General features: G+C 71.6%; 10 protein-coding genes and 1 riboswitch. Of the genes, 3 read left to right on the plus strand and 7 right to left on the minus strand.

Annotated features, from left to right (window positions below; genetic code table 11):
- Positions 1–48: 48 nt before the first annotated feature.
- Both ACIOC1_RS19680 and ACIOC1_RS19685 read left to right on the plus strand, forming a co-directional pair.
- Positions 49–6,612, plus strand: coding sequence for an RHS repeat-associated core domain-containing protein (locus ACIOC1_RS19680; protein ID WP_401855622.1), 6,564 nt, complete (start codon positions 49–51; stop codon positions 6,610–6,612).
- Positions 6,609–7,409 (plus strand): hypothetical protein, encoded by an 801-nt coding sequence (locus ACIOC1_RS19685; RefSeq protein ID WP_401855624.1) that lies wholly within the window; start codon positions 6,609–6,611, stop codon positions 7,407–7,409. The genes ACIOC1_RS19680 and ACIOC1_RS19685 overlap by 4 nt, the downstream gene beginning before the upstream one ends.
- A gap of 39 nt (positions 7,410–7,448) precedes the next feature.
- Here ACIOC1_RS19685 and ACIOC1_RS19690 read toward each other — a convergent pair whose 3' ends face one another.
- The 5 genes from ACIOC1_RS19690 to ACIOC1_RS19710 form a co-directional block, all read right to left on the minus strand.
- On the minus strand, positions 7,449–8,921 hold the full coding sequence (locus tag ACIOC1_RS19690; protein WP_401855627.1) for a VWA domain-containing protein: 1,473 nt from the start codon (positions 8,919–8,921) through the stop codon (positions 7,449–7,451).
- Positions 8,922–9,055: 134 nt separating this feature from the next.
- A complete protein-coding gene (locus ACIOC1_RS19695) occupies positions 9,056–10,168 on the minus strand; it encodes an NlpC/P60 family protein (RefSeq protein WP_401855630.1) in 1,113 nt (370 codons plus the stop codon).
- Between the two features lie 7 nt (positions 10,169–10,175).
- Complete coding sequence (locus ACIOC1_RS19700) at positions 10,176–10,307, minus strand: hypothetical protein (protein ID WP_355336827.1); 132 nt, start codon at positions 10,305–10,307, stop codon at positions 10,176–10,178.
- A gap of 222 nt (positions 10,308–10,529) precedes the next feature.
- Entirely contained in the window at positions 10,530–11,615 is a 1,086-nt protein-coding gene (locus ACIOC1_RS19705; RefSeq protein ID WP_401309338.1) for an NlpC/P60 family protein, read from the minus strand.
- 7 nt (positions 11,616–11,622) lie between these two features.
- Positions 11,623–11,777, minus strand: a riboswitch (cyclic di-AMP (ydaO/yuaA leader).
- Between the two features lie 166 nt (positions 11,778–11,943).
- Positions 11,944–13,074: an NlpC/P60 family protein gene (locus ACIOC1_RS19710; protein ID WP_355336829.1), complete on the minus strand. Its 1,131-nt coding sequence runs from the start codon at positions 13,072–13,074 to the stop codon at positions 11,944–11,946.
- A gap of 341 nt (positions 13,075–13,415) precedes the next feature.
- Here ACIOC1_RS19710 and pcrA point away from each other — a divergent pair, with 341 nt between their 5' ends.
- Positions 13,416–15,884, plus strand: a complete 2,469-nt coding sequence (gene pcrA, locus ACIOC1_RS19715; RefSeq protein WP_391123490.1) for a DNA helicase PcrA — start codon at positions 13,416–13,418, stop codon at positions 15,882–15,884.
- A 368-nt stretch (positions 15,885–16,252) separates the two neighbouring features.
- Here the strand turns inward: pcrA and ACIOC1_RS19720 are convergent, their stop codons facing one another.
- Together ACIOC1_RS19720 and ACIOC1_RS19725 are read right to left on the minus strand one after the other, a co-directional pair.
- Positions 16,253–17,803 (minus strand): M23 family metallopeptidase, encoded by a 1,551-nt coding sequence (locus ACIOC1_RS19720; RefSeq protein ID WP_401855634.1) that lies wholly within the window; start codon positions 17,801–17,803, stop codon positions 16,253–16,255.
- Between the two features lie 139 nt (positions 17,804–17,942).
- Positions 17,943–18,884: an esterase/lipase family protein gene (locus ACIOC1_RS19725; RefSeq protein WP_401855637.1), complete on the minus strand. Its 942-nt coding sequence runs from the start codon at positions 18,882–18,884 to the stop codon at positions 17,943–17,945.
- Positions 18,885–19,122: the final 238 nt, after the last annotated feature.

Genomic DNA, 19,122 nt, shown 5'->3' on the forward strand with positions numbered 1-19,122 from the left:
GCCGCGGTGCTCCGGTCCGCGGCCGTCATTCACCAGGGGGTTGTCATCGTGAGATCGGGATTCGCCGGCCGCGGGCGGCGGGCACGCGCCCGCGCGTACCTGCCGGGCAGGCGCGCCAAGCTGTTCGTCGTGGCGCTCGCCGCCGCGCTGACCGTGCCGGTCGGGCTGAGCCCGCTCGCCCACGCCGCGCCGGGGCCGCTGGGCCGCCCCGATCTGCCCGCGCCGCGCAACGGCACGGTGCACACCGCGGGCCTCGGCGCGCAGCAGGCCCGCGCGAAGGCCGCGGCGGGCAAGGCGGCCGACGACCGGAGCGCGCGGCGCGCGCTCGCCGAGCAGCACACGACCTGGCCCAAGGGCAGCACCCTCAAGAGCGCCGCGTCCGGCACCTCCGAGGTCACCGTCCTGGACCGGGCCGCGACCGACGCGGCAGGCGTACGAGGTGTGCTGCTCGCCGTCACACCGCGGGCGCGCGAGGCGAGTTCGGCCTCCGCCGCGCACACCGGCCCGGCCGGCGCACGCGTCCACGTCTCCGTCGACTACTCCTCCTTCGCCTCCGCCTACGGCGGCGACTGGTCCGGCCGCCTGCGCCTGGTGCGGCTCCCGGCGTGCGCCCTGACCACCCCGCAGAAGGCGCGGTGCAGGACCCGGACCCCGGTCCCTTCGTCCGTCAACGACCTTGCCCGGCAGACGATTTCGGCCGACGTCAGTGCCGATGCCGGTGCCGGTGCCGGTGGTGACGCCAGCGCTGACGCCACCGACGACGCCCCCGCCACGGCCGGTACCGACGCCGGTACCCTGAGCGCCTTCGCCGTCACCGCCGACAGCGGCGAGTCCGCCAAGGGCAGTGGCGACTACGGCGCCACCCCCCTGTCGGCGTCCTCCAAGTGGTCGGCGGGCACCTCCTCCGGCTCCTTCGACTGGTCGTACCCGATGGAGGTCACCCCGTCCGTCGCGGGCCCGGTGCCCGCGGTGACGCTCACCTACGACTCCGGCAGCATCGACGGCCGCACCGCATCGACCAACAACCAGGGCTCGCAGGTCGGTGAGGGCTTCACCGTCTCCGCCGACTCCTACGTCGAGCGCCAGTACGGCGGTTGCGACAAGGACGGGCACGCCGAGGTCTTCGACCAGTGCTGGAAGTTCGACAACGCCTCGGTCGTCCTGAACGGCAAGTCCACGGAGCTGGTCAAGGACGACACCACGGGGAAGTGGCGGCTGGCCGACGACGACGCCTCCACCGTCACCCACTCCACGGGCGCCGACAACGGCGACGAGGGCGACAGCGTGGACGGCGCGGGCGAGTACTGGACGGTGACGACCGGCGACGGCACCCAGTACGTCTTCGGCCTCAACAAGCTCACCGGCGCGGGCACGCAGCGCACCAACTCCGTATGGACCGTCCCGGTGTTCGGCGACGACTCCGGCGAGCCCGGCTACGCCAAGGGCAGCGCCTTCGCCGACCGCTCCTACAACCAGGCGTGGCGCTGGAACCTCGACTACGTCGTCGACACCCACGGCAACGCCGAGTCGTACTGGTACACGGCGGAGTCCAACTTCTACAAGAAGAACGGCTCGAAGACCGCCAACGCCTCCTACACGCGCGGCGGTCACCTCGACAAGATCCTCTACGGGCAGCGCTCCGACACGCTCTTCAGCGCCACCGCGCCCTACGAGGTGACCTTCGGCTACACCGAGCGCTGCACCGCCTCGGACTGCTCGAAGCTGACCAAGGACACCGCGCACAACTGGCCCGACGTGCCCTTCGACGCGATCTGCGCCTCCGGCGCGTCCGACACCGACTGCGCCGCCCAGGCGCCGTCGTTCTTCACCCGCAAGCGCCTCACCTCGGTGCAGGCCCTGGTGCTCTCGGGGACCTCGTACACGCCCGTCGACACCTGGGCGCTGGCGGAGAAGTACCTGGACGCCGGTGACCTCGGCGACAGCAGCGACCAGACGCTGGTGCTCGACTCGATCAAGCGGACCGGCGAGGCCGGCACCGCGGTCCCGCTGGACCCGGTGTCGTTCACCTACCAGATGCTGGCGAACCGGGTCGACGCCACCGACGACATCCTGCCGCTGCACCGGCCCCGCATCCAGTCGGTCACCTCGGAGACCGGCGCGGTCACCAGCGTCACGATGTCGACGCCGGAGTGCGTGCGCGGCTCGCACATGCCCGCCGCCGAGGACAGCGACACCATGAACTGCTATCCGCAGTACTGGCACATCAACGGCGCCGAGGACGCCGGGCTCGACTGGTTCCACAAGTACCGCGTCGTGGACGTCACCACCTCCGACCCGGCGGGCAACAACGAGGCGCTGGAGCAGAGTTACGTCTACACCGACCCGGCCTGGCACTACAACGACAGCCCGTTCACACCCGACGACGAGCGCACCTGGTCGGTCTTCCGCGGCTACGGCACGGTCACCTCGTACTCCGGGACCGGCGCGGGCAACCGGCTCAGGACCGTCACCCGCTACATGCAGGGCATGAACGGCGACAAGGTGAAGGCGGGCGGCACCCGTACGGTCACCGTGGCGGGGCTGACCGTGCCGGGACTGACCACGGCGGCGCTCACCGACTCCGACCAGTACGCGGGCTTCCAGCGCCAACAGGTCACCTACAACGGGGACACGCCCGTCTCGGCGACCGTCAACGACCCGTGGTCGGTCAGGACCGCCACGCAGCACAAGTCGTACGCCGACGTCGAGGCGTACTACGTGCGCACCGCGAAGACGTACTCCGACACCTATCTGACCGTGCCCGCCAAGTGGCGCACCAGCACCACGGCCAGCACCTACGACTCCTACGGCATGCCGGTCACGGTCGACGACGCGGGCGACACCGCCAAGAGCGGCGACGAGACCTGCACCCGCACCTGGTACGCCCGCAACGACAGCGCGGGCATCAACTCCCTGACCTCCAGGGTCCGTACGGTCGGCCAGCCGTGCGGCACCGCCGACGCGTCGCTGTCGCTGCCCGCGAACAGCACCACGCGCGGCGATGTGCTCGCCGACACCGCGACCGTCTACGACAGTTCGGCCGCGACGGCCTGGACCGCGAACCAGAGCCCGGCCAAGGGCGACGCGATGTGGAAGGGCCGGGCCGCCGCGTACCCGGCGGGCGCGGACGCCAACGGCGACCGCAACCCCAGTAGTTGGCAGACCACCGGCACCTCGGCCTACGACACCCTCGGCCGGATGACCCTCGCCAAGGACGGCGCGGGCAACCCGACGTCCAACACCTACACCCCGACCGGCGCGGGCGTCCCGACCCGTTCGGTGATCACCAACGCCAAGAGCCAGAAGACCACGACCTTCTACGACGGTCTGCGCGGCCTGCCGACCACCACCTACGACGTCAACACCAAGAAGACCGAGCTGACCTACGACGGTCTGGGACGGCTGACCGGCGTGTGGCAGCCGGGCCGCGTCAAGTCGGCGGGCGACAGCGCCAGCATCGTCTACGGCTACCACATGGAGCGCGGCTCGGCGCCGTACGTCAGCACCTCCACGCTCGGCCCGAACAACGTCCGCAGGGTCACCTACCAGATCGACGACGCGCTGCTGCGCCCGCTCCAGACGCAGTCGCCGAGCCCGCTGGGCGGCCGGGTCCTCACCGACACCCGGTACGACTCACGGGGGTTGGCGTACGAGACCTTCGCCGGGATCTTCGACCAGGACCACACGCCGAGCGGCACGTACGCCCGCGCCGAATACGGCGGCGCGCCCACCCAGCACGAGATCACCTTCGACGGCGCGGGCCGCACCACCTCCGACAAGCTGCTCGTCTACGGCGTGCAGAAGGGCGTCACCGTCACCTCGACGTACACCGGCGACTCGACGGCCACCAGCGCCCAGCCGGGCGGCACCGCCTCCCGCGTGATCACCGACGCGCTCGGCCGCACCGTCGAGCGCCGCGACTACTCGGGCGCCTCGCCCGCCGACGCGGACTACGGCGGCGCCGCCCCGCTGCCCGCGCACACCAGCACCCTGTACGGCCTGACCAGGGACGGTAAGCAGTCCACCGCCACCGGCCCCGACAACGCCAAGTGGAGCTGGGGCTACGACCTGTTCGGCCGTCAGGTCTCCGCGAACGACCCGGACATGGGCGCCACGTCGACCACGTACAACGCGCTCGACCAGATCGCCACGACGACCGGCTCCACGCACAAGACGCTGCTGTTCGAGTACGACACGCTCGGCCGCAAGACCGGCGAGTGGGAGACGGCCAGGACCGACGCGACGAAGATCGCCGCGTGGACGTTCGACACGGCCGCCGCGGGACAGCTCGACACCTCCACCCGCTACGACGGCGGACTGGCCGGGAAGGCGTACACCCAGAAGGTCACCGCGTACGACGACGCCTACCACGTCACCGGCAGCGAGATCGACCTCGACGCCAACGACCCGCTGGTGAAGTCGGGTGCGGCGAAGGCCAGTTACAGCTACTCCGCCTACTACAACGTCGACGGCAGCCTCCAGCACACCACCGAGCCCGCCGTCGGCGGCCTGCCGCAGGAGTCGGTCAGCTACGGCTACACGCCGACCGGCCAGATCGAGACCGCCACCGGCACCAGCGGCTACCTCCAGGACACCTCCTACTCCGCGCTCGGCGAACCGCAGCAACTCACCCTGGCCACCGCGGCGTCCGGGGTGAAGAAGGCGTACATCACCAACGTCTACGAGGAGGGCACCAGCCGGCTGACCCGCTCCTCGGTCACCGACCAGACCCACGCGTACATGACGCAGGACCTCAACTACAGCTACGACGACGCCGGGAACGTCACCAAGATCGCCGACCCGACCACGCAGGGCGGCACCGCGCAGGCCGACACGCAGTGCTTCGGCTACGACGGCTACCAGCGGATGACCAGCGCCTGGACGCCCGCCAACGCCGACTGCGCGAGCACCACGACCGGCGGCGCGGCCCCGTACTCCACCGGCTGGACCTACAACCCGGCGGGGCTGCGGCTCACCCGGACCCAGCACACCGCGACCGGCGACAGCACCGCTCAGTCCTGCTACAACGACTCCGCCCACCCGCACGCCCTGACCACCGTCACGGCGGCGGCGAGCTGCACCGGGGCGACCGCCACGTACGGCTACGACGAGGCGGGCGACACCACCAAGCGGCCCGGCCCGAGCGGCACTTCGCAGACGCTGGCCTGGAACAGCGAAGGCGACCTGACCAGGACCACCGAGGGCGCCAAGGTCACCGACTACCTCTACGACGCGGGTGACAACCTGCTGATCCGCCGGGCGTCCGCGGGCGACGGCGAGAGCGTCGTCTACCTGGGCGCCACCGAGATCCACAGCAAGGTCAGCGCCGGGAAGACCACCACCTGGGCGGTCCGCACGTACACCGCGGGCGCCGGGGGACCGGCGATCGCGGTGCGCTCCACCCAGTCCGGCGCCACCACTCTGACCTGGCTCGCGGGCGACAACCACGGCACCAGCAGCCTCGCGGTGGACGCCGGCACGCAGGCCGTCACCAAGCGCTACACCGACCCGTTCGGCGCCGCCCGCGGCAGCGCGCCCGCGACGGCGTGGCCCGACGACAAGACCTTCCTCGGCAAGCCCGCGGACACCGGCACCGGACTCGTCCACATCGGCGCCCGCGAGTACGACCCGTCGACCGGCCGCTTCATCAGCGTCGACCCGCTGCTCCAGACCGACAAGGCGCAGACCCTCAACGGCTACGCCTACGCCGCCGACAATCCCACCGGGCTCGCCGACCCGACCGGCGAGGGCGTTCCCGAGTGCATGACCGGTGTCATCACCGGCTGCCACAACGGCGTGCCCGGCAAGGGCTCGGTCTACCACCCGGACCGCGACCCGGGGAACCGGCCGTCCCACAGCGGCGGCAAAGGCAACGGCAACAGCAACAGCAGTGGCAGCGGCGGCTGCGACCGGGCCTGCCAGAACGCGCTCGCCGCGCTCCAGCAGAACACCTGGAAGGACGACAAGAACGAGAAGAACGTCCACGCGGCGCTGGCCAAGGAACTGCGCGACTACGTCCTCGCCCTCGCCGGGAACACCAACCCCTGCAAGGTCGGCGCGTCCGTGACCTCCGGCACCATGGCCGCCTGCAACCAGATGGGCGGCAACTCGCCGCAACTGACCTGGACCGACCTGCTGCAACTGTGGCTCGGCGGCAAGGGCGCCAATGTGCCCTTCGACGCGAACAGCCTGCTCACCAAGCAGTTGGCGTTCAACGGCCACAGTCTCCAGATCATCAAGAATCTGGCCAGGGCGGTCTCGGACGCCGACTTCGGGGCCGACATTGACGCGCTGGGAGGCCAGGACGACTATGTCGACGGGAAGAACCTCGGGGAGAAGATGAAGAATCTGCCCAAGGACCTCAGCGGCATGGCCACCAGGGGGCGCGTGGGCACCAAGGTCCCCGAAGCCTTCACCGGCGGCTACGACCTCGTCTACCAGGTGATCAACCAGAACAAGAAGGACCACTCCATGACCGTGGCCTTCGCCGCGTTCAACGACACCGGCACCGCGTCCGCCTTCCACTTCGGGGTCCCGGACATCAAGCAGGGCTACGGAGGAGCGAGCGTGTACCAGGAGTACTACTGGTCCGTCACGGTGAGCGTCGAGTGACCACCGGTCCGCAGGCCACGCTCCCCGCCGCACCGGACGGCGGGGAGCCCGGGGGGCCGGGCTCCGGCGGTCACGGCTCCGGGCCCGCCGCCCGGCTCGACCGGCTCTGGGGGCCCGTCCGCTGGGCGCTGCTGGCCGTGCTGGTGCTGTCGTTCGCCACCGTCCTGCTGCGGATCGTGCCGGGCGGCGGGTCGACCGGCGCCCTGGCGCGGGACATCGAGGCCGGGCGGACCCACTCGGTACGGGTCGACGACCAGGGCTCCGACGGGATCACCGTCCGCTGGAGCGCCGGGCCGCTGACCGAACGGCAGTACACCTACCGGCCCGCGAACCCCTTCCCCGGCGGCCGGAACGGTGTCGTCGGGGAGTTCACCGCGGACATCAGGCGGCAGGCGGGACCCGCGGCGGACGGCCTCGCCGTACGGAGCTTCGACAGCTCCTACGGCGCCGGGGGCCTGACGCTGCTGGTGCCCGTCGCCTACGTCCTGCTCACCCCGTGGGCGTGGCTGCGGGTGGCGGCGCTGCTCGCCGGTCTCCTGGTGGTCGTACGGACGCTGGCGGTGACCCGGCACCGGCGCGCGAGCGGCCCCGCGTGGCTGCTGGCGTGCGCGGTGACGGGGGCCGGTTTCTTCGGCTACCTGTGGGCGGAGCCGGGAGGCGGCCCCGGCCCCGGCACCTCGGGGGACGGGTCCGTACGGGCGCCGCGGTGGACGCGGGCCTGGCTGGCGTCGCTCGCCTCGGCGGCCGGGCTGGCCGTCCTCGGCGCGCTGCTGCTGCTCGTCGCCGGGCGGTACTGACCCGGCGACCGGCGGAGGCGTACGGCCGCGGGCGCGCGCTCAGCGCAGGATGCCCGCGGCCGTCGCGGCCTTCAGCCAGGTCGGGAACTCGGTGAGCAGGCGGTCGTACAGTTCGGCGTCGGAGAGGCTGGCGATGTCGTCGACGGCGAAGAAGCCGACGTTGTCCACGCGGCGGCCGGTCATGGTGTCGAAGCGCTCCAGGACGCCGTAGTTGGACTGGCCGAGTCCGACGAACTGCCAGAACAGCGGCTCCTCGACGGCCCCGCGCAGCTCGCGCTCGATCTCCGCGTTGCGGTAGACACCGCCGTCGGAGAAGAAGAGCACGAGGGTCGGGGCGGCGGACGGCTCGCCGCGCACGTAGTCCCGTACCTGCGCGATGACCTTCTGCTCCTCGTTGCCGAAGCCGACCAGCTTCATGTCCACCTGGCCGTTCGGAGACGGCTTGCGGCGCTTGAAGATGCCGATCGCGCCGACCCGGACGTGCAGTTCCAGCCACTGCGGCAGCGAGCCGAGGTCGAGGTCGGGCAGCCGCGCCGGGTTGCTGGCGAAGGTCCACGCCTGCATGACGCCGTCCGGTACGAGCGCGGCGGCCACGGCCGCCATCCGCTCCACCACGTCGTGCACCACGCGCCGCGAGTACAGGTGGGACATCGACCCCGACGCGTCCAGCACGATGATCACCCGCGCCCGGACGTTGTCGGCGCCGTGCTTGCGCAGGCTCACCGCGACCTGCTCCTTGCGCAGCGACAGCCGCTTGCGCATGTCGACCGGCAGGTGCTCCTCGCCCTTGACGAGCGAGGGCGCGCCGGAGCCGGGGGCAGGCGCCGACGCGTATCCGGAAGCGGGCTGCGCGCCGTGCGCAGAGCCGTACGGGGAAGCGGGCTGCGCGGGCGCAGAGCCGTACGGCGAGGGCGCCGCGTACGGGGACGCGGGCGGCGGGGGCGCGGCGGGCGCCGTCACGGGAACGGGCGCCGCTTCCTCCTCCTCCGCGTCCACGCTGATGCCGAAATCGGTGGCGAGCCCCGCGAGGCCCGAGGCGTACCCCTGGCCGATCGCGCGGAATTTCCAGCCGTCCCCGCGCCGGTACAGCTCACCCGCGACGAGCGCCGTCTCGGATGTCGCGGTGACCGGGAAGTACGCCAGTTCGGCGCCGGACGCCGCGTCCAGCAGCCGCAGCCCGAGGCCGGTCATCGCGCCGAAGGTGCCGCCGTCGGCGGACGCGCACAGCATGATCCGCTCGATCCCCGGCTCGACGCGCGCCAGGTCCACCTCGATGGTGTCGGTGACCACGGCCGCCTGCCGCTTCCCCGCGTGCCGTACGGCCCCCGACGCGTGTCCTGGCTGGTTGTAGAAGACGAAGTCGGCGTCGTCCCGCACCTTCCCGCCGCCCGCCAGCAGCAGCGCCGACGCGTCGGCGTCGGGCCCGCCGCCCGCTCCCCAGGCCAGTTCGGCCCGTACGGCGGGCACGGCGACCGGCACATTCGCACCCTTGCTCAGCGGCGTAGACGTCATGGGGCAAGTCTGCCCGGAGTCGGGCGGTTCGTCAGGAGAAGAGCTTGTCCGGATTTCGTATCAACATCTGACGTACGGACCGGTGGGCGGGGCGGACGGGCCGACGGCCGGGCTCAGCGGGCGGGCGGCCTCGGTCAGGTGGGGCGGGTGGCTCCCGCGAAGGGCATCTCGGAGATCGGGGCGATACGGACCGGGGCGCCCGGGTGCGGGGCGTGGATCATCTGGCCGTTGCCGATGTAGAGGCCCACGTGGCTGATGCCGGAGTAGAAGAAGACCAGGTCACCGGGTTGGAGCTGGGACTCGGAGACCCGGGTGCCCGCGTTGATCTGGGTGTACGTGGTGCGCGGGAGCGAGACCCCCGCGGCCCTCCAGGCGGCCTGGGTGAGGCCGGAACAGTCGTACGAGTTGGGCCCGGTGGAGCCCCAGACGTACGGCAGGCCGAGCGCGCGGTAGGCGAAGGCGACGGCCTGGGCGGCGCGCGAGGACGGCGCGGCGACGGGCGTCGTGTCGCCGGGCAGCGGCGTACGGGCGCTGGCGCGGCTCGCGGCGGCCGGTCCCGACGACGGGGTGTCGGCGGCCTCGACGGCCGCGCGCTGGGCGGCCGTCAGCCGGTCGAGCAGCGCCCGCGCCGCCCGCAGCTTGCCCTGCACGGTCGCCTTGCGCGCGGCCAGCTTGGACTGCGCCTCCTTGAGCGCGTCGAGTTTCGCGTCGGCCGCGTCATGGGTACGGGTGACGTCCTGCTGCTCCTCGGTGAGCTGCGCGAGCGCGGTCGCCGTCCGCGAGTCGAGGCGGTTGAGCATCCCGGCCCGGTCCAGATACGTGTCGGGCGAGGAGCTGAGCGCGAGCTGCACGCTGGGGTCGAGCGAGCCGGTGCGGTACTGCGCCGCCGCGAGGGCGCCGATCGTGTCGCGGGTGGCGTTCAGCCGCGCGGTCTTGCGGGCCAGTTCGTTCTGCAGATCGGCGACCGCGGCGCGGGCCTGATCGGCCTGCTCCTTCGCGCCGTTGTACTGCTCGGTGGCGGCCTCCGCCTGCCGGTAGAGCGTGTCGACCTGGTCCTTCACCTCGCTGAGCGAGGCCGGTGCCTGCGGCCGCGGGTCCGCGAGGGCGGATTCGCCGAGCAGGCTCACGGAGGCGGCGGACGCGAGCGCCACGGTGAGGGCGGCGCGGGTCGCGGTGAGCGCCGACGTGCGGGCGGACGTACGCGCCGCCGAGGTTCTGCGGTGTGAGGCGGGACTGTGGGAGGCCATGCGGCCGTCATTCCTTCCAGTGCTCCGACGGGCCCGCGCGGAGGCCCGGCGACGCCTGCACGGGGGAGCAGAGCGCCGCCGGACCTTCGGCGGGGGTGACCGCGCCGCCACGGTCCTGACGGCTGTGGGGATCGGTCACCTGGGGAGCGACGCTAAACCTGACCGGGGGTGCGCCAGGGGAAGGAGACCGGGACTGCTCCGATTCGACCGGCCCGTGACCGTAAACGACCGCCGTTCGACGGGTGACCCGGTCATATGCGCGCGCCTGCTGACCAAAGTGCCCGGTCGGGAGGTCCGACCGGGCACGGGGTGCTATGCGGGGCTGTGAGCCCGGCGGTCCTGAGGCTCCGCGGACGCGGGCTCAGGCGATGCGGCGGGCCGCCGCGAAGGGCATCCAGCTCATCGGGGCGACCTCGACGACCGCGCCGCTGTGCGGGGCGTGCACGATCTGGCCGTTGCCGATGTACATGCCGACGTGGCTGATGCTGGAGTAGAAGAACACCAGGTCGCCGGGGCGCAGGTCGGACTGCGAGACCGCCGTGCCGTCCTTGACCTGGTCCCACGTGGTGCGGCCGATGGAGATGCCGGCGGCGCGGTAGGCGGCCTGGGTGAGCCCGGAGCAGTCGTACGCGTCGGGGCCGGTGCGGCCGGAGCCGTACGGCTTGCCGCGCTGCGACATCGCGAACTGGATGGCGGCGGCGGCGCGGCCGGACGCCGGGCCGTTGTAGGTGTAACTGACGTTGCTCGCCGTGGAGTTCGAGGAGTTCGAGGAATTCGAGGAGCCCGCGGTGTTGGTCGGGGCGGTGGGCCGCATCGCGGCGAGCTTGGCGCGCTCCTGCGCGTTGAGGCTGTTGAGCAGCTTCTGCGCGGCGGCCAGCTTCGTCTGGACGTTCTTCTTCGCCGCCGCGAGCTTGTTCTGCGCGCTGGTCAGCTCGTTGAGGCTCTTGGTGGCCTGCGCGCGCTGGATGGACGCCTGCTCCTGCTGGACCTTGAAGGTCTCCAGCGCCTGTTCCTGCGTGGTGGAGATGCGGTCCATCATGTGCGACTGGTCGAAGAACTTCTGGGGGTCGTCCGTCAGCAGCAACTGCGTCGTCTGGTCGAGGCCGCCGTCGCGGTACTGCGCGGTGGCGTACTGCCCGAGCACCCGCCGCGTCTCGTTCATCTTCGCGGTCTTCTGCGCGACCTGCTCCAGGAGCTGATTGGCCTTGGCCCGCTGGTTGTCGGTCTTCTCCTTGGCGGCGTCGAAGTGCTGCGTCGCTACCTCGGCGTCCTGGTTGAGCTGGTCGATCTGCGCCTTGACCTCGGTGATCGAGGGCTTCGCGGGCGCCGCGCTGGCGCTCTCGCTGAGCAGGGTGACCGACGCGAGGGCCGCTGTGGTGATCCCGACGGCGGCCCGTGGACCGGCCGTGGACAGTATGCGATTGCGCGGCTTGCGGTGCGACGCCAAGGGAGGCGACTCCTTCCGAATACCGCCGACCGGGTTAGCTGACGGGTTCGGGCTGAAGGTCGCCCTACGGTCCCGACGCCTGCTGCGGCGTCCGTTCCGATTCACCCCACGTGCTGTTGGGTCCCCGGCTCCGGCCTGGGCCGGATTGAGCGGAGGTGATTCGCTGTCGGCTCTTCAGCCGACGGGGAAGCTCACCACCTAGCGGGCTACCGTAGTCAACTTGTGCGAGCCTTGGGAAGTTTGGATTGCAATGTGACCGAAATCGCTTTGTGATCTTACCGTTTGTGAGCGCGACGGCGTCCGGACAAGTCGGACTATGCCGGGTGGACTATGCGGGACGGACCGCCCCGTAGAACGGCATTTCGGTAATCGGGGCGATCTTGACCACGGTGCCGGTGTGCGGCGCGTGGATCATCTGGCCGCCGCCGATGTAGAGGCCGACGTGGCTGATGTCGCTGTAGAAGAAGATCAGGTCACCCGGCCGGAGATCCGACTCCGACACCCGCGTGCCGACGTTCACCTGATCCCAGGTCGTGCGCGGCAGATCGACCCCGGCCGCCTTCCACGCCGCCTGGGTGAGCCCCGAGCAGTCGTACGACGTCGGCCCGGTCGCGCCCCACACGTACGGCTTGCCGAGCTGCTTGCGCGCGAAGGCGATGGCGTCGTCGGCCTTCGAGGAACCCGTGCTCGGCACGGTCGGCGTCGAGGAGTCCTTCGCGGCCTTCGCCGCCTTCGCCGCGGCCTCGGCCGCCGCCTTCTCCTTGGCCGCGATGGCGGCGGCCTTGACGCGCGCCTCTTCCTCCTGCTTGGCCCGCAGCGCTGCGAGCCGCGCCTTCTCCTGCGCGTTGAGGCTGTTGAGCAGCTTCTGCGCCTCGCCCAGTTTGGCCTGCACATCCCGCTTGGCGGTGCGCAGTTCGCCCTGCTGGGTGGTGAGCGTCGCCAGGCTCTTGGCCGCCTCGATGCGCTGCTGCGTGGCCGCGGCCTGCTGCACCCGGTACGACTCGACGGCCTTCTGCTGCCGCTTGCCGAGCACGTCCGACAGGTGCACCTGGTCGAGCATCGACTGCGGGTCGGTGGCCAGCAGGTAGCGGCCGGTCGAGTCGTCGCCCCCGGTGCGGTACTGCGCGGCGGCGTACTGCCCGAGGACCCGGCGCGAGTCGTTCAGCGCCTGCGTCTTCTTCGCCGCCTGCTCCAGGAGCCGGTTGACCTTCGCGTTCTGCGCGTCGGTCGACTCCTTGATGCCGTTGTACTTCTCCGTGGCGACCTCGGCCTGGTGCGTCAGCCCGTCGACCTTCGCCTTCACCTCGGCGATGCTCGGCTGCTTCGGCTTGGCCGGCTCGGCGCTGGCGCTCTCCGCGAAGAGGGTCACGGTGGCCAGCGCGGCCGTCGTGATCCCCACGGCCGCACGCGGGCCGGGGGTGCTGAGGATCGCGGCGCGAGCCTTACGGTGTGTCGCCATGGCGCGCGAACTCCTTTCGGACGCCCATCCGGACGCTGCTGGAGCGAGACCGTAGCCAACGCTCCGGGCTGCTGGGAAGAGCGGTGTCCGATAGGCCCGATACCTTTTCGTAATCATTTCCCATTGTCACGGTGCGTGGTAACGGGACTACGGGGTAAAGGTACGTGGTTGCCCCGGAGGCGGCCGTCGGGCGGGGGGCCGGGAGTGTCGGCCGGGACTCCGGGCGAAGGGGTTGGGGTGTCGGCCGGGGGGCCGTCGTACGGGGGCCGGGGGGTGTCGGCCGTGGGCTGTGCGGGGAAGGGCCGTGGGCTGTCGGTGCCGGGCTCTAGACTCGGGGAGCGATGAGCAGCCTCTTTGACGACAACTTCCTGAACGGTCTGCATGTGGCCCCCGAGCCCGCCGACCCCACCGCTCCGCCGCCCCCGGAGGACGGGGGCCCCGGCGGCGAGCACGTACCGGACGACCTGTTCGGCGGCCGGTTCGACGGACCGCCGCCGCAGGCCACCGGGCGGGACGCGTATTACCGTGACGGCGCCCCGCGGCCCGCCACCGACCCCGCGCAGCTCCTGGAAGGGCTCAACGAGCAGCAGCGCGCCGCCGTCGAGCACGCGGGCGGCCCGCTGCTCATCGTCGCGGGCGCGGGCTCCGGCAAGACCCGGGTGCTCACCCACCGGATCGCCTATCTGCTCGGCGCCCGGCACGTGCACCCCGGCTCCATCCTCGCCATCACCTTCACCAACAAGGCCGCGGGCGAGATGAAGGAGCGCGTCGAGGAGCTGGTCGGCCCGCGCGCCAATGTGATGTGGGTCTCCACCTTCCACAGCGCGTGCGTGCGCATCCTGCGCCGCGAGTCCAAGTCGCTCGGTTTCACCTCGTCGTTCTCGATCTACGACGCCGCCGACTCCAAGCGGCTGATGGCGCTGGTCTGCCGGGACCTCGACCTGGACCCCAAGCAGTACCCGCCGAAGTCGTTCAGCGCGAAGATCTCGAATCTGAAGAACGAGCTGATCGACGAGGAGACCTTCGCGGCCACCGCGGAGAACCCCTTCGAGAAGAAGCTCGCCGAGGCGTACGCGATGTACCAGTCGCGGCTGCGGGACGCCAACGCGCTCGACTTCGACGACATCATCATGACCACCGTCAATCTGCTCCAGGCGTTCCCCGACGTCGCCGAGCACTACCGGCGGCGCTTCCGGCACGTCCTGGTCGACGAGTACCAGGACACCAACATCGCCCAGTACACGCTGGTCCGCGAGCTGGTCGGCACCGATCAGGACGAGGACGCGGCCGAGCTGTGCGTGGTCGGTGACGCCGACCAGTCGATCTACGCCTTCCGCGGTGCGACGATCCGCAACATCCTCCAGTTCGAGGAGGACTACCCGCAGGCCCGCACGATCCTGCTGGAGCAGAACTACCGCTCCACGCAGACGATCCTCACGGCCGCCAACGCCGTCATCGAGCGCAACGCGGGGCGGCGGGCGAAGAACCTGTGGACCGAGTCCGGCGACGGCCCGGTCATCGTCGGCTACGTCGCCGACCAGGAGCACGAGGAAGCGCAGTTCATCGCCGAGGAGATCGACCGGCTCACGGACGCGGGCGACGCCCGCCCCAGCGACGTCGCCGTCTTCTACCGCACCAACGCGCAGTCCCGTGTCTTCGAGGAAGTCTTCATCCGCGTCGGCCTGCCCTACAAGGTCGTCGGCGGCGTCCGCTTCTACGAGCGGCGCGAGGTCCGCGACGTCCTGGCGTATCTGCGGGTGCTGTCCAACCCCGAGGACACCGTGCCGCTGCGCCGCATCCTCAACGTGCCCAAGCGCGGCATCGGCGACCGCGCCGAGGCGATGATCGACGCGCTGGCCGCGCGCGAGCGGATCACCTTCCCGCAGGCGCTGCGGCGGGTGGACGAGGCGTACGGGATGGCGGCCCGCTCGGCGAACGCCGTCAAGCGCTTCAACACGCTCCTGGAGGAGCTGCGCACCATCGTGGAGTCCGGCGCGGGCCCCGCGGTCGTCCTGGAGGCCGTGCTGGAACGCACGGGCTATCTGGCCGAGTTGCAGGCGTCCACCGACCCGCAGGACGAGACCCGCGTGGAGAACCTCCAGGAACTGGCCGCCGTGGCCCTGGAGTTCGAGCAGGAGCGGGACGCGGACGAGCCGGGCACCCTCGCCGACTTCCTGGAACGGGTCGCGCTGGTCGCCGACTCCGACCAGATCCCCGACGAGGACGACTCCGGCGGCGTCATCACCCTCATGACCCTGCACACCGCCAAGGGCCTGGAATTCCCCGTGGTGTTCCTCACCGGCATGGAGGACGGCGTCTTCCCGCACATGCGGGCGCTCGGCCAGGTCAAGGAGCTGGAGGAGGAGCGGCGGCTCGCCTACGTCGGCATCACCCGCGCCCGCGAACGGCTCTACCTGACCCGCTCGACGATGCGCAGCGCCTGGGGCCAGCCCTCCTACAACCCGCCGTCGCGTTTCCTGGAGGAGATTCCGCCGACGCTGATCGAATGGAAGCGGCTCGGCTCCGCCGGGGGGTCCTCGGGGCCCATGACCAAGTCCGCCTCCGCGGCCTCCTCCGTCACCGCCCGCGGCCGGTCCGGCGCCGCCGGCGGCTTCGCCACCCGCCGCTCCTCCGGTGACCGCCCCGTCATCTCCCTCAAGGTCGGCGACCGCGTCACCCACGACCAGTTCGGCCTCGGCACCGTCATCTCCGTCACCGGCCAGCCGGGCGACGAAAAGGCCACCATCGATTTCGGCGACGAACGCCCCAAACAGCTTCTTCTCCGCTACGCCCCCGTAGAAAAGCTCTAGCCCCTCCCGCGCGGGCCTCCCCCCTGCGCCAGCCCGCCGCCCTACACAGGGCCTGGTCTTTAGGGGCGCGGCCCCCGTGGGTTCACCTTGCGCAGGGCCTGGTTTTTAGGGGCGCGGGGAACTGCGCGACAAGCCCCCACCGGCGGGTGGTCCGGGGACAACCGGACCGCCCCGCCGGGGCGGGTGGTGACCTGCGGGAGCGCGGCGGCCGGCCGCGCAGTTCCTCCCCCCACCTCCGGCCGGGGGTGCCCCCAGCGCCCCAGACGGGGCACAGCCCACCCGCAGGGTGAACGCACAGGGGCCGCGCCCCTGACGGGCGCACCGTCATGCGCAGGGTGGACGTCGCGAGTGGGCCCGCCCGCAGGGCGTCAGCGGGGGTCGAGCCCGTGGGCCAGAAGCCAGGGCAGCGGATCGATCGGAGATCCCCCGTGGGGCCGCACCTCGAGGTGCAGGTGCGGACCGGTGGTGTTGCCGGTGTTGCCGGAGTAGGCGATGACGGTGCCCGCCTTGACCGACCCGCTGCGAATCTTCGTACTGCTGAGGTGGCAGTACCACGTCTCCGTGCCGTCGGCCGCCGTGACGATCGCCATGTTGCCGTAGGAGCTGTTCCACTGCGTGCGGACGGTGCCGTCCGTGACCGCCATGACCGGCGTCCCCACCGACACGGGGAAGTCGATGCCGGTGTGCAGCGCCATCCAGTTGACCCCGGCCTGGCCGAAGTACGCGCTGAGGCCCTTCTCCGTCACCGGCAGCAGGAACTTCGGCCGCAGCGCCTCCTTGCGGGCCGCCGCGTCCGCCTTGGCCTTCTTCGCCGCCGCCTCGCGGTCCTTGAGGTCGATCCGCTCCTGCGTCCGGCTCGCGCGGTCCGCGAAGTCGTTCGCGTCGGCGCTCACCCCGGCGAGCTGCCGGTCGAACTGCGTCGTCGGCGCGTTCGCGTCCGTCGCCGCGCTCCCGCCGTCGGCCTGCGTCTTCGAGGATTCGGCGACGCCGACCCCGGAGACCGCCGCCGCGCCCACGGCCGCCACGCCCATCACCGCGACGGAGGGGACCGCCACGGTCAGCAGCGCCGACCGCCGGGCGGGCTTTCGTCGTCGGCTGCGCGCCACCGGCTCGCCGTCTGCCGGGAACGCGTCCGCGTAGGCGTGCTCCACGGCGGGTTCGTCGTCGCGGGCCGCCTCGGCCGTCGCCGTCACGGGCTCGACCGCGTCGACCGCCTCGAACTCGGCCGTCATCGCGGCGGGTTCCGCCACCGGCTCCTCGACCCGCGGGTGCGGCTGCGGCTCCTCGTGGACCGGCGCCATCTGCTCGTACACACCGGTGTCGCCGCTGGCGTCGTAGCCGTACCCGTAGCCGTACGTCGGATACGCGCCCGAGTCCCAGTCCTGCTGCGGCTGTTGGGCCGGAGCCTGCGGTTCCTGATACGGCTGCTGGTAGAACGCCGTGCTGTCGTACGTCCCCGTGTCGTAGTACGTCCCCGCGGCCTGCGTCGCGTACGGGTCGTACGCCGCGTAGCCGCCGGTGTCGTACGTCCCGGTGTCGTACGTCCCGGTCCCGGCCGCGTACATGCCGGTGTCGTAGACGCCCGTGTCGTACGTGCCCGTGTCGTACGAGGTGTACGTGCCGGTGTCGTACGCGTCGGCGGGCTGGGACTGCGCCGGTACGTGGGGCTGCTGGACCTGGGTCTGGGCCTGCGGCTGCCCCTGGTCGTAGCCGTAACCGGTGTCGTAGCCGTACCCGTGTGTGTACTGCGGGGGCTGCGGGGCATACGCGTAACTACCGGTCGCGTCGGGCGCGTGGCCGTACAGCGGATCGGCGTCAGCGAAGGTGGTGCCGACGGTCTGGTAGGCGCCCGTGGAATAAGCGTCGTACCCGTAGGCGTCGTAGTCGGGGGCGTACCCCGACGCAGGACGTTCGTTCACCGCCAGCTTCTCTTTCGCCTAGGCAGCAGGAGAATTAGCGGTGACTGTAGCTCCCCGTACGGGGAGCCGACAATCTTCTGCGGTGACCTGGCGTCCGCCTTGCCCGGTGTTCGGTTGATATTCGACCGTTACGTGTCCGTTATGCGGCGTCGATCGCGCCCCTCCAGAGCTCCTTCCCGCTCAGCGCTTGCCGTATCTCGGCGGCCACACCCCGGTGCACGGGCAGTGCCAGGTGGCCGATCCCGCTCACCCGGATGTTCTCCGCCGAAAGATCCGGGTGTTCGAGGCGCGCCGCGGCCACCGGGACCATCAACTGGTCGAGGTCGCTCCAGAACGACACAAAGCGCGTCCCGCACCCCCGCGCGGGCTGCGACAGCTCCTCCAGCAGCGCCGACCCGGGCCGCATCTGCCGCACGATCGGCAGCGGCGTCAGCAGCGGCACCACCCTGGTCCCGGTGTGCGGCGTCCCCAGCGTGACCAGCGTCCGCACCCGCGCGTCACCGCCCAGCCGCTGCACGTAGTACCGCGCGATCAGCCCGCCCAGGCTGTGTCCCACCAGGTCGACCCGGCTGTGCCCGGACTCCGCGCAGATCCGCTCGACGTGCCGCCCCAGCAGCTCGGCCGCTCCGCGTATGTCACAGGTCAACGGTGAGTAGTTCAGCGCGTCGACCCGTGTCCAGCCGTGGTGCAGCAGGGAGCGGCGCAGCAGGGTGAAGACCGACCGGTTGTCCACGAAGCCGTGCAGCATCACCACCGGCGGGTGGGCCCTGCCCTCGGTCGGCAGCCGCAGCGCCCCGCCGGGCGCCCGGCCTATCGCGGGTGTCTTCGGTGAGGGGGCGGCCGTCCGCGCGGGGAGTATCCCCGTGGGGTAGAGCAGCAGGTGGCCCGCCAGGATCGCCAGGTCGAACGCGGTGGCCTTGACCAGCGCCGCGCCGTGCAGCAGCCGGGCCAGCGGGGCCGTCGCCGCCCCGGCGGACGGACGGTCCGCCTGCGGGTCCTCCGCGGCCCGCGCAGGGCCGGTGGCGGCCGGGGTGCCGGCCGGTGTCGTGGCGTCCGGCGAATCGGCTGGTCCGACGGTCATGGCCCACCTCCCGTCACGGCACGCTCCGTGCGGCCCGGTGGCCCGGCGTGCCCTGTCGAGGGCCGGAGCGGAGGCCGTGTCCCCGTGCTCTGCGGCTGCGAGCGCGGGAACACGGCATCCTGGCAGCGGCTCCTCCACAGCGGGCCGGACCGGTGAGCGACGGCTCCGGCGTGTCCCACACCGTGACGAGCCGTTTCCCGGGGTCCCACCCGTGGTGAATGTGTCCCACTGTGTGATT

Source organism: Streptomyces sp. NPDC088197 (assembly GCF_044741185.1).
Classification (GTDB): domain Bacteria; phylum Actinomycetota; class Actinomycetes; order Streptomycetales; family Streptomycetaceae; genus Actinacidiphila.

Coding starts and splice junctions, on each gene's coding strand:
- ACIOC1_RS19690 (WP_401855627.1), bottom strand. CDS start 8,921: ATGACGTCTACGCCGCTGAGCAAGGGTGCGAATGTGCCGGTCGCCGTG.
- ACIOC1_RS19695 (WP_401855630.1), bottom strand. CDS start 10,168: ATGGCCTCCCACAGTCCCGCCTCACACCGCAGAACCTCGGCGGCGCGT.
- ACIOC1_RS19710 (WP_355336829.1), bottom strand. CDS start 13,074: ATGGCGACACACCGTAAGGCTCGCGCCGCGATCCTCAGCACCCCCGGC.
- pcrA (WP_391123490.1), top strand. CDS start 13,416: ATGAGCAGCCTCTTTGACGACAACTTCCTGAACGGTCTGCATGTGGCC.
- ACIOC1_RS19725 (WP_401855637.1), bottom strand. CDS start 18,884: ATGACCGTCGGACCAGCCGATTCGCCGGACGCCACGACACCGGCCGGC.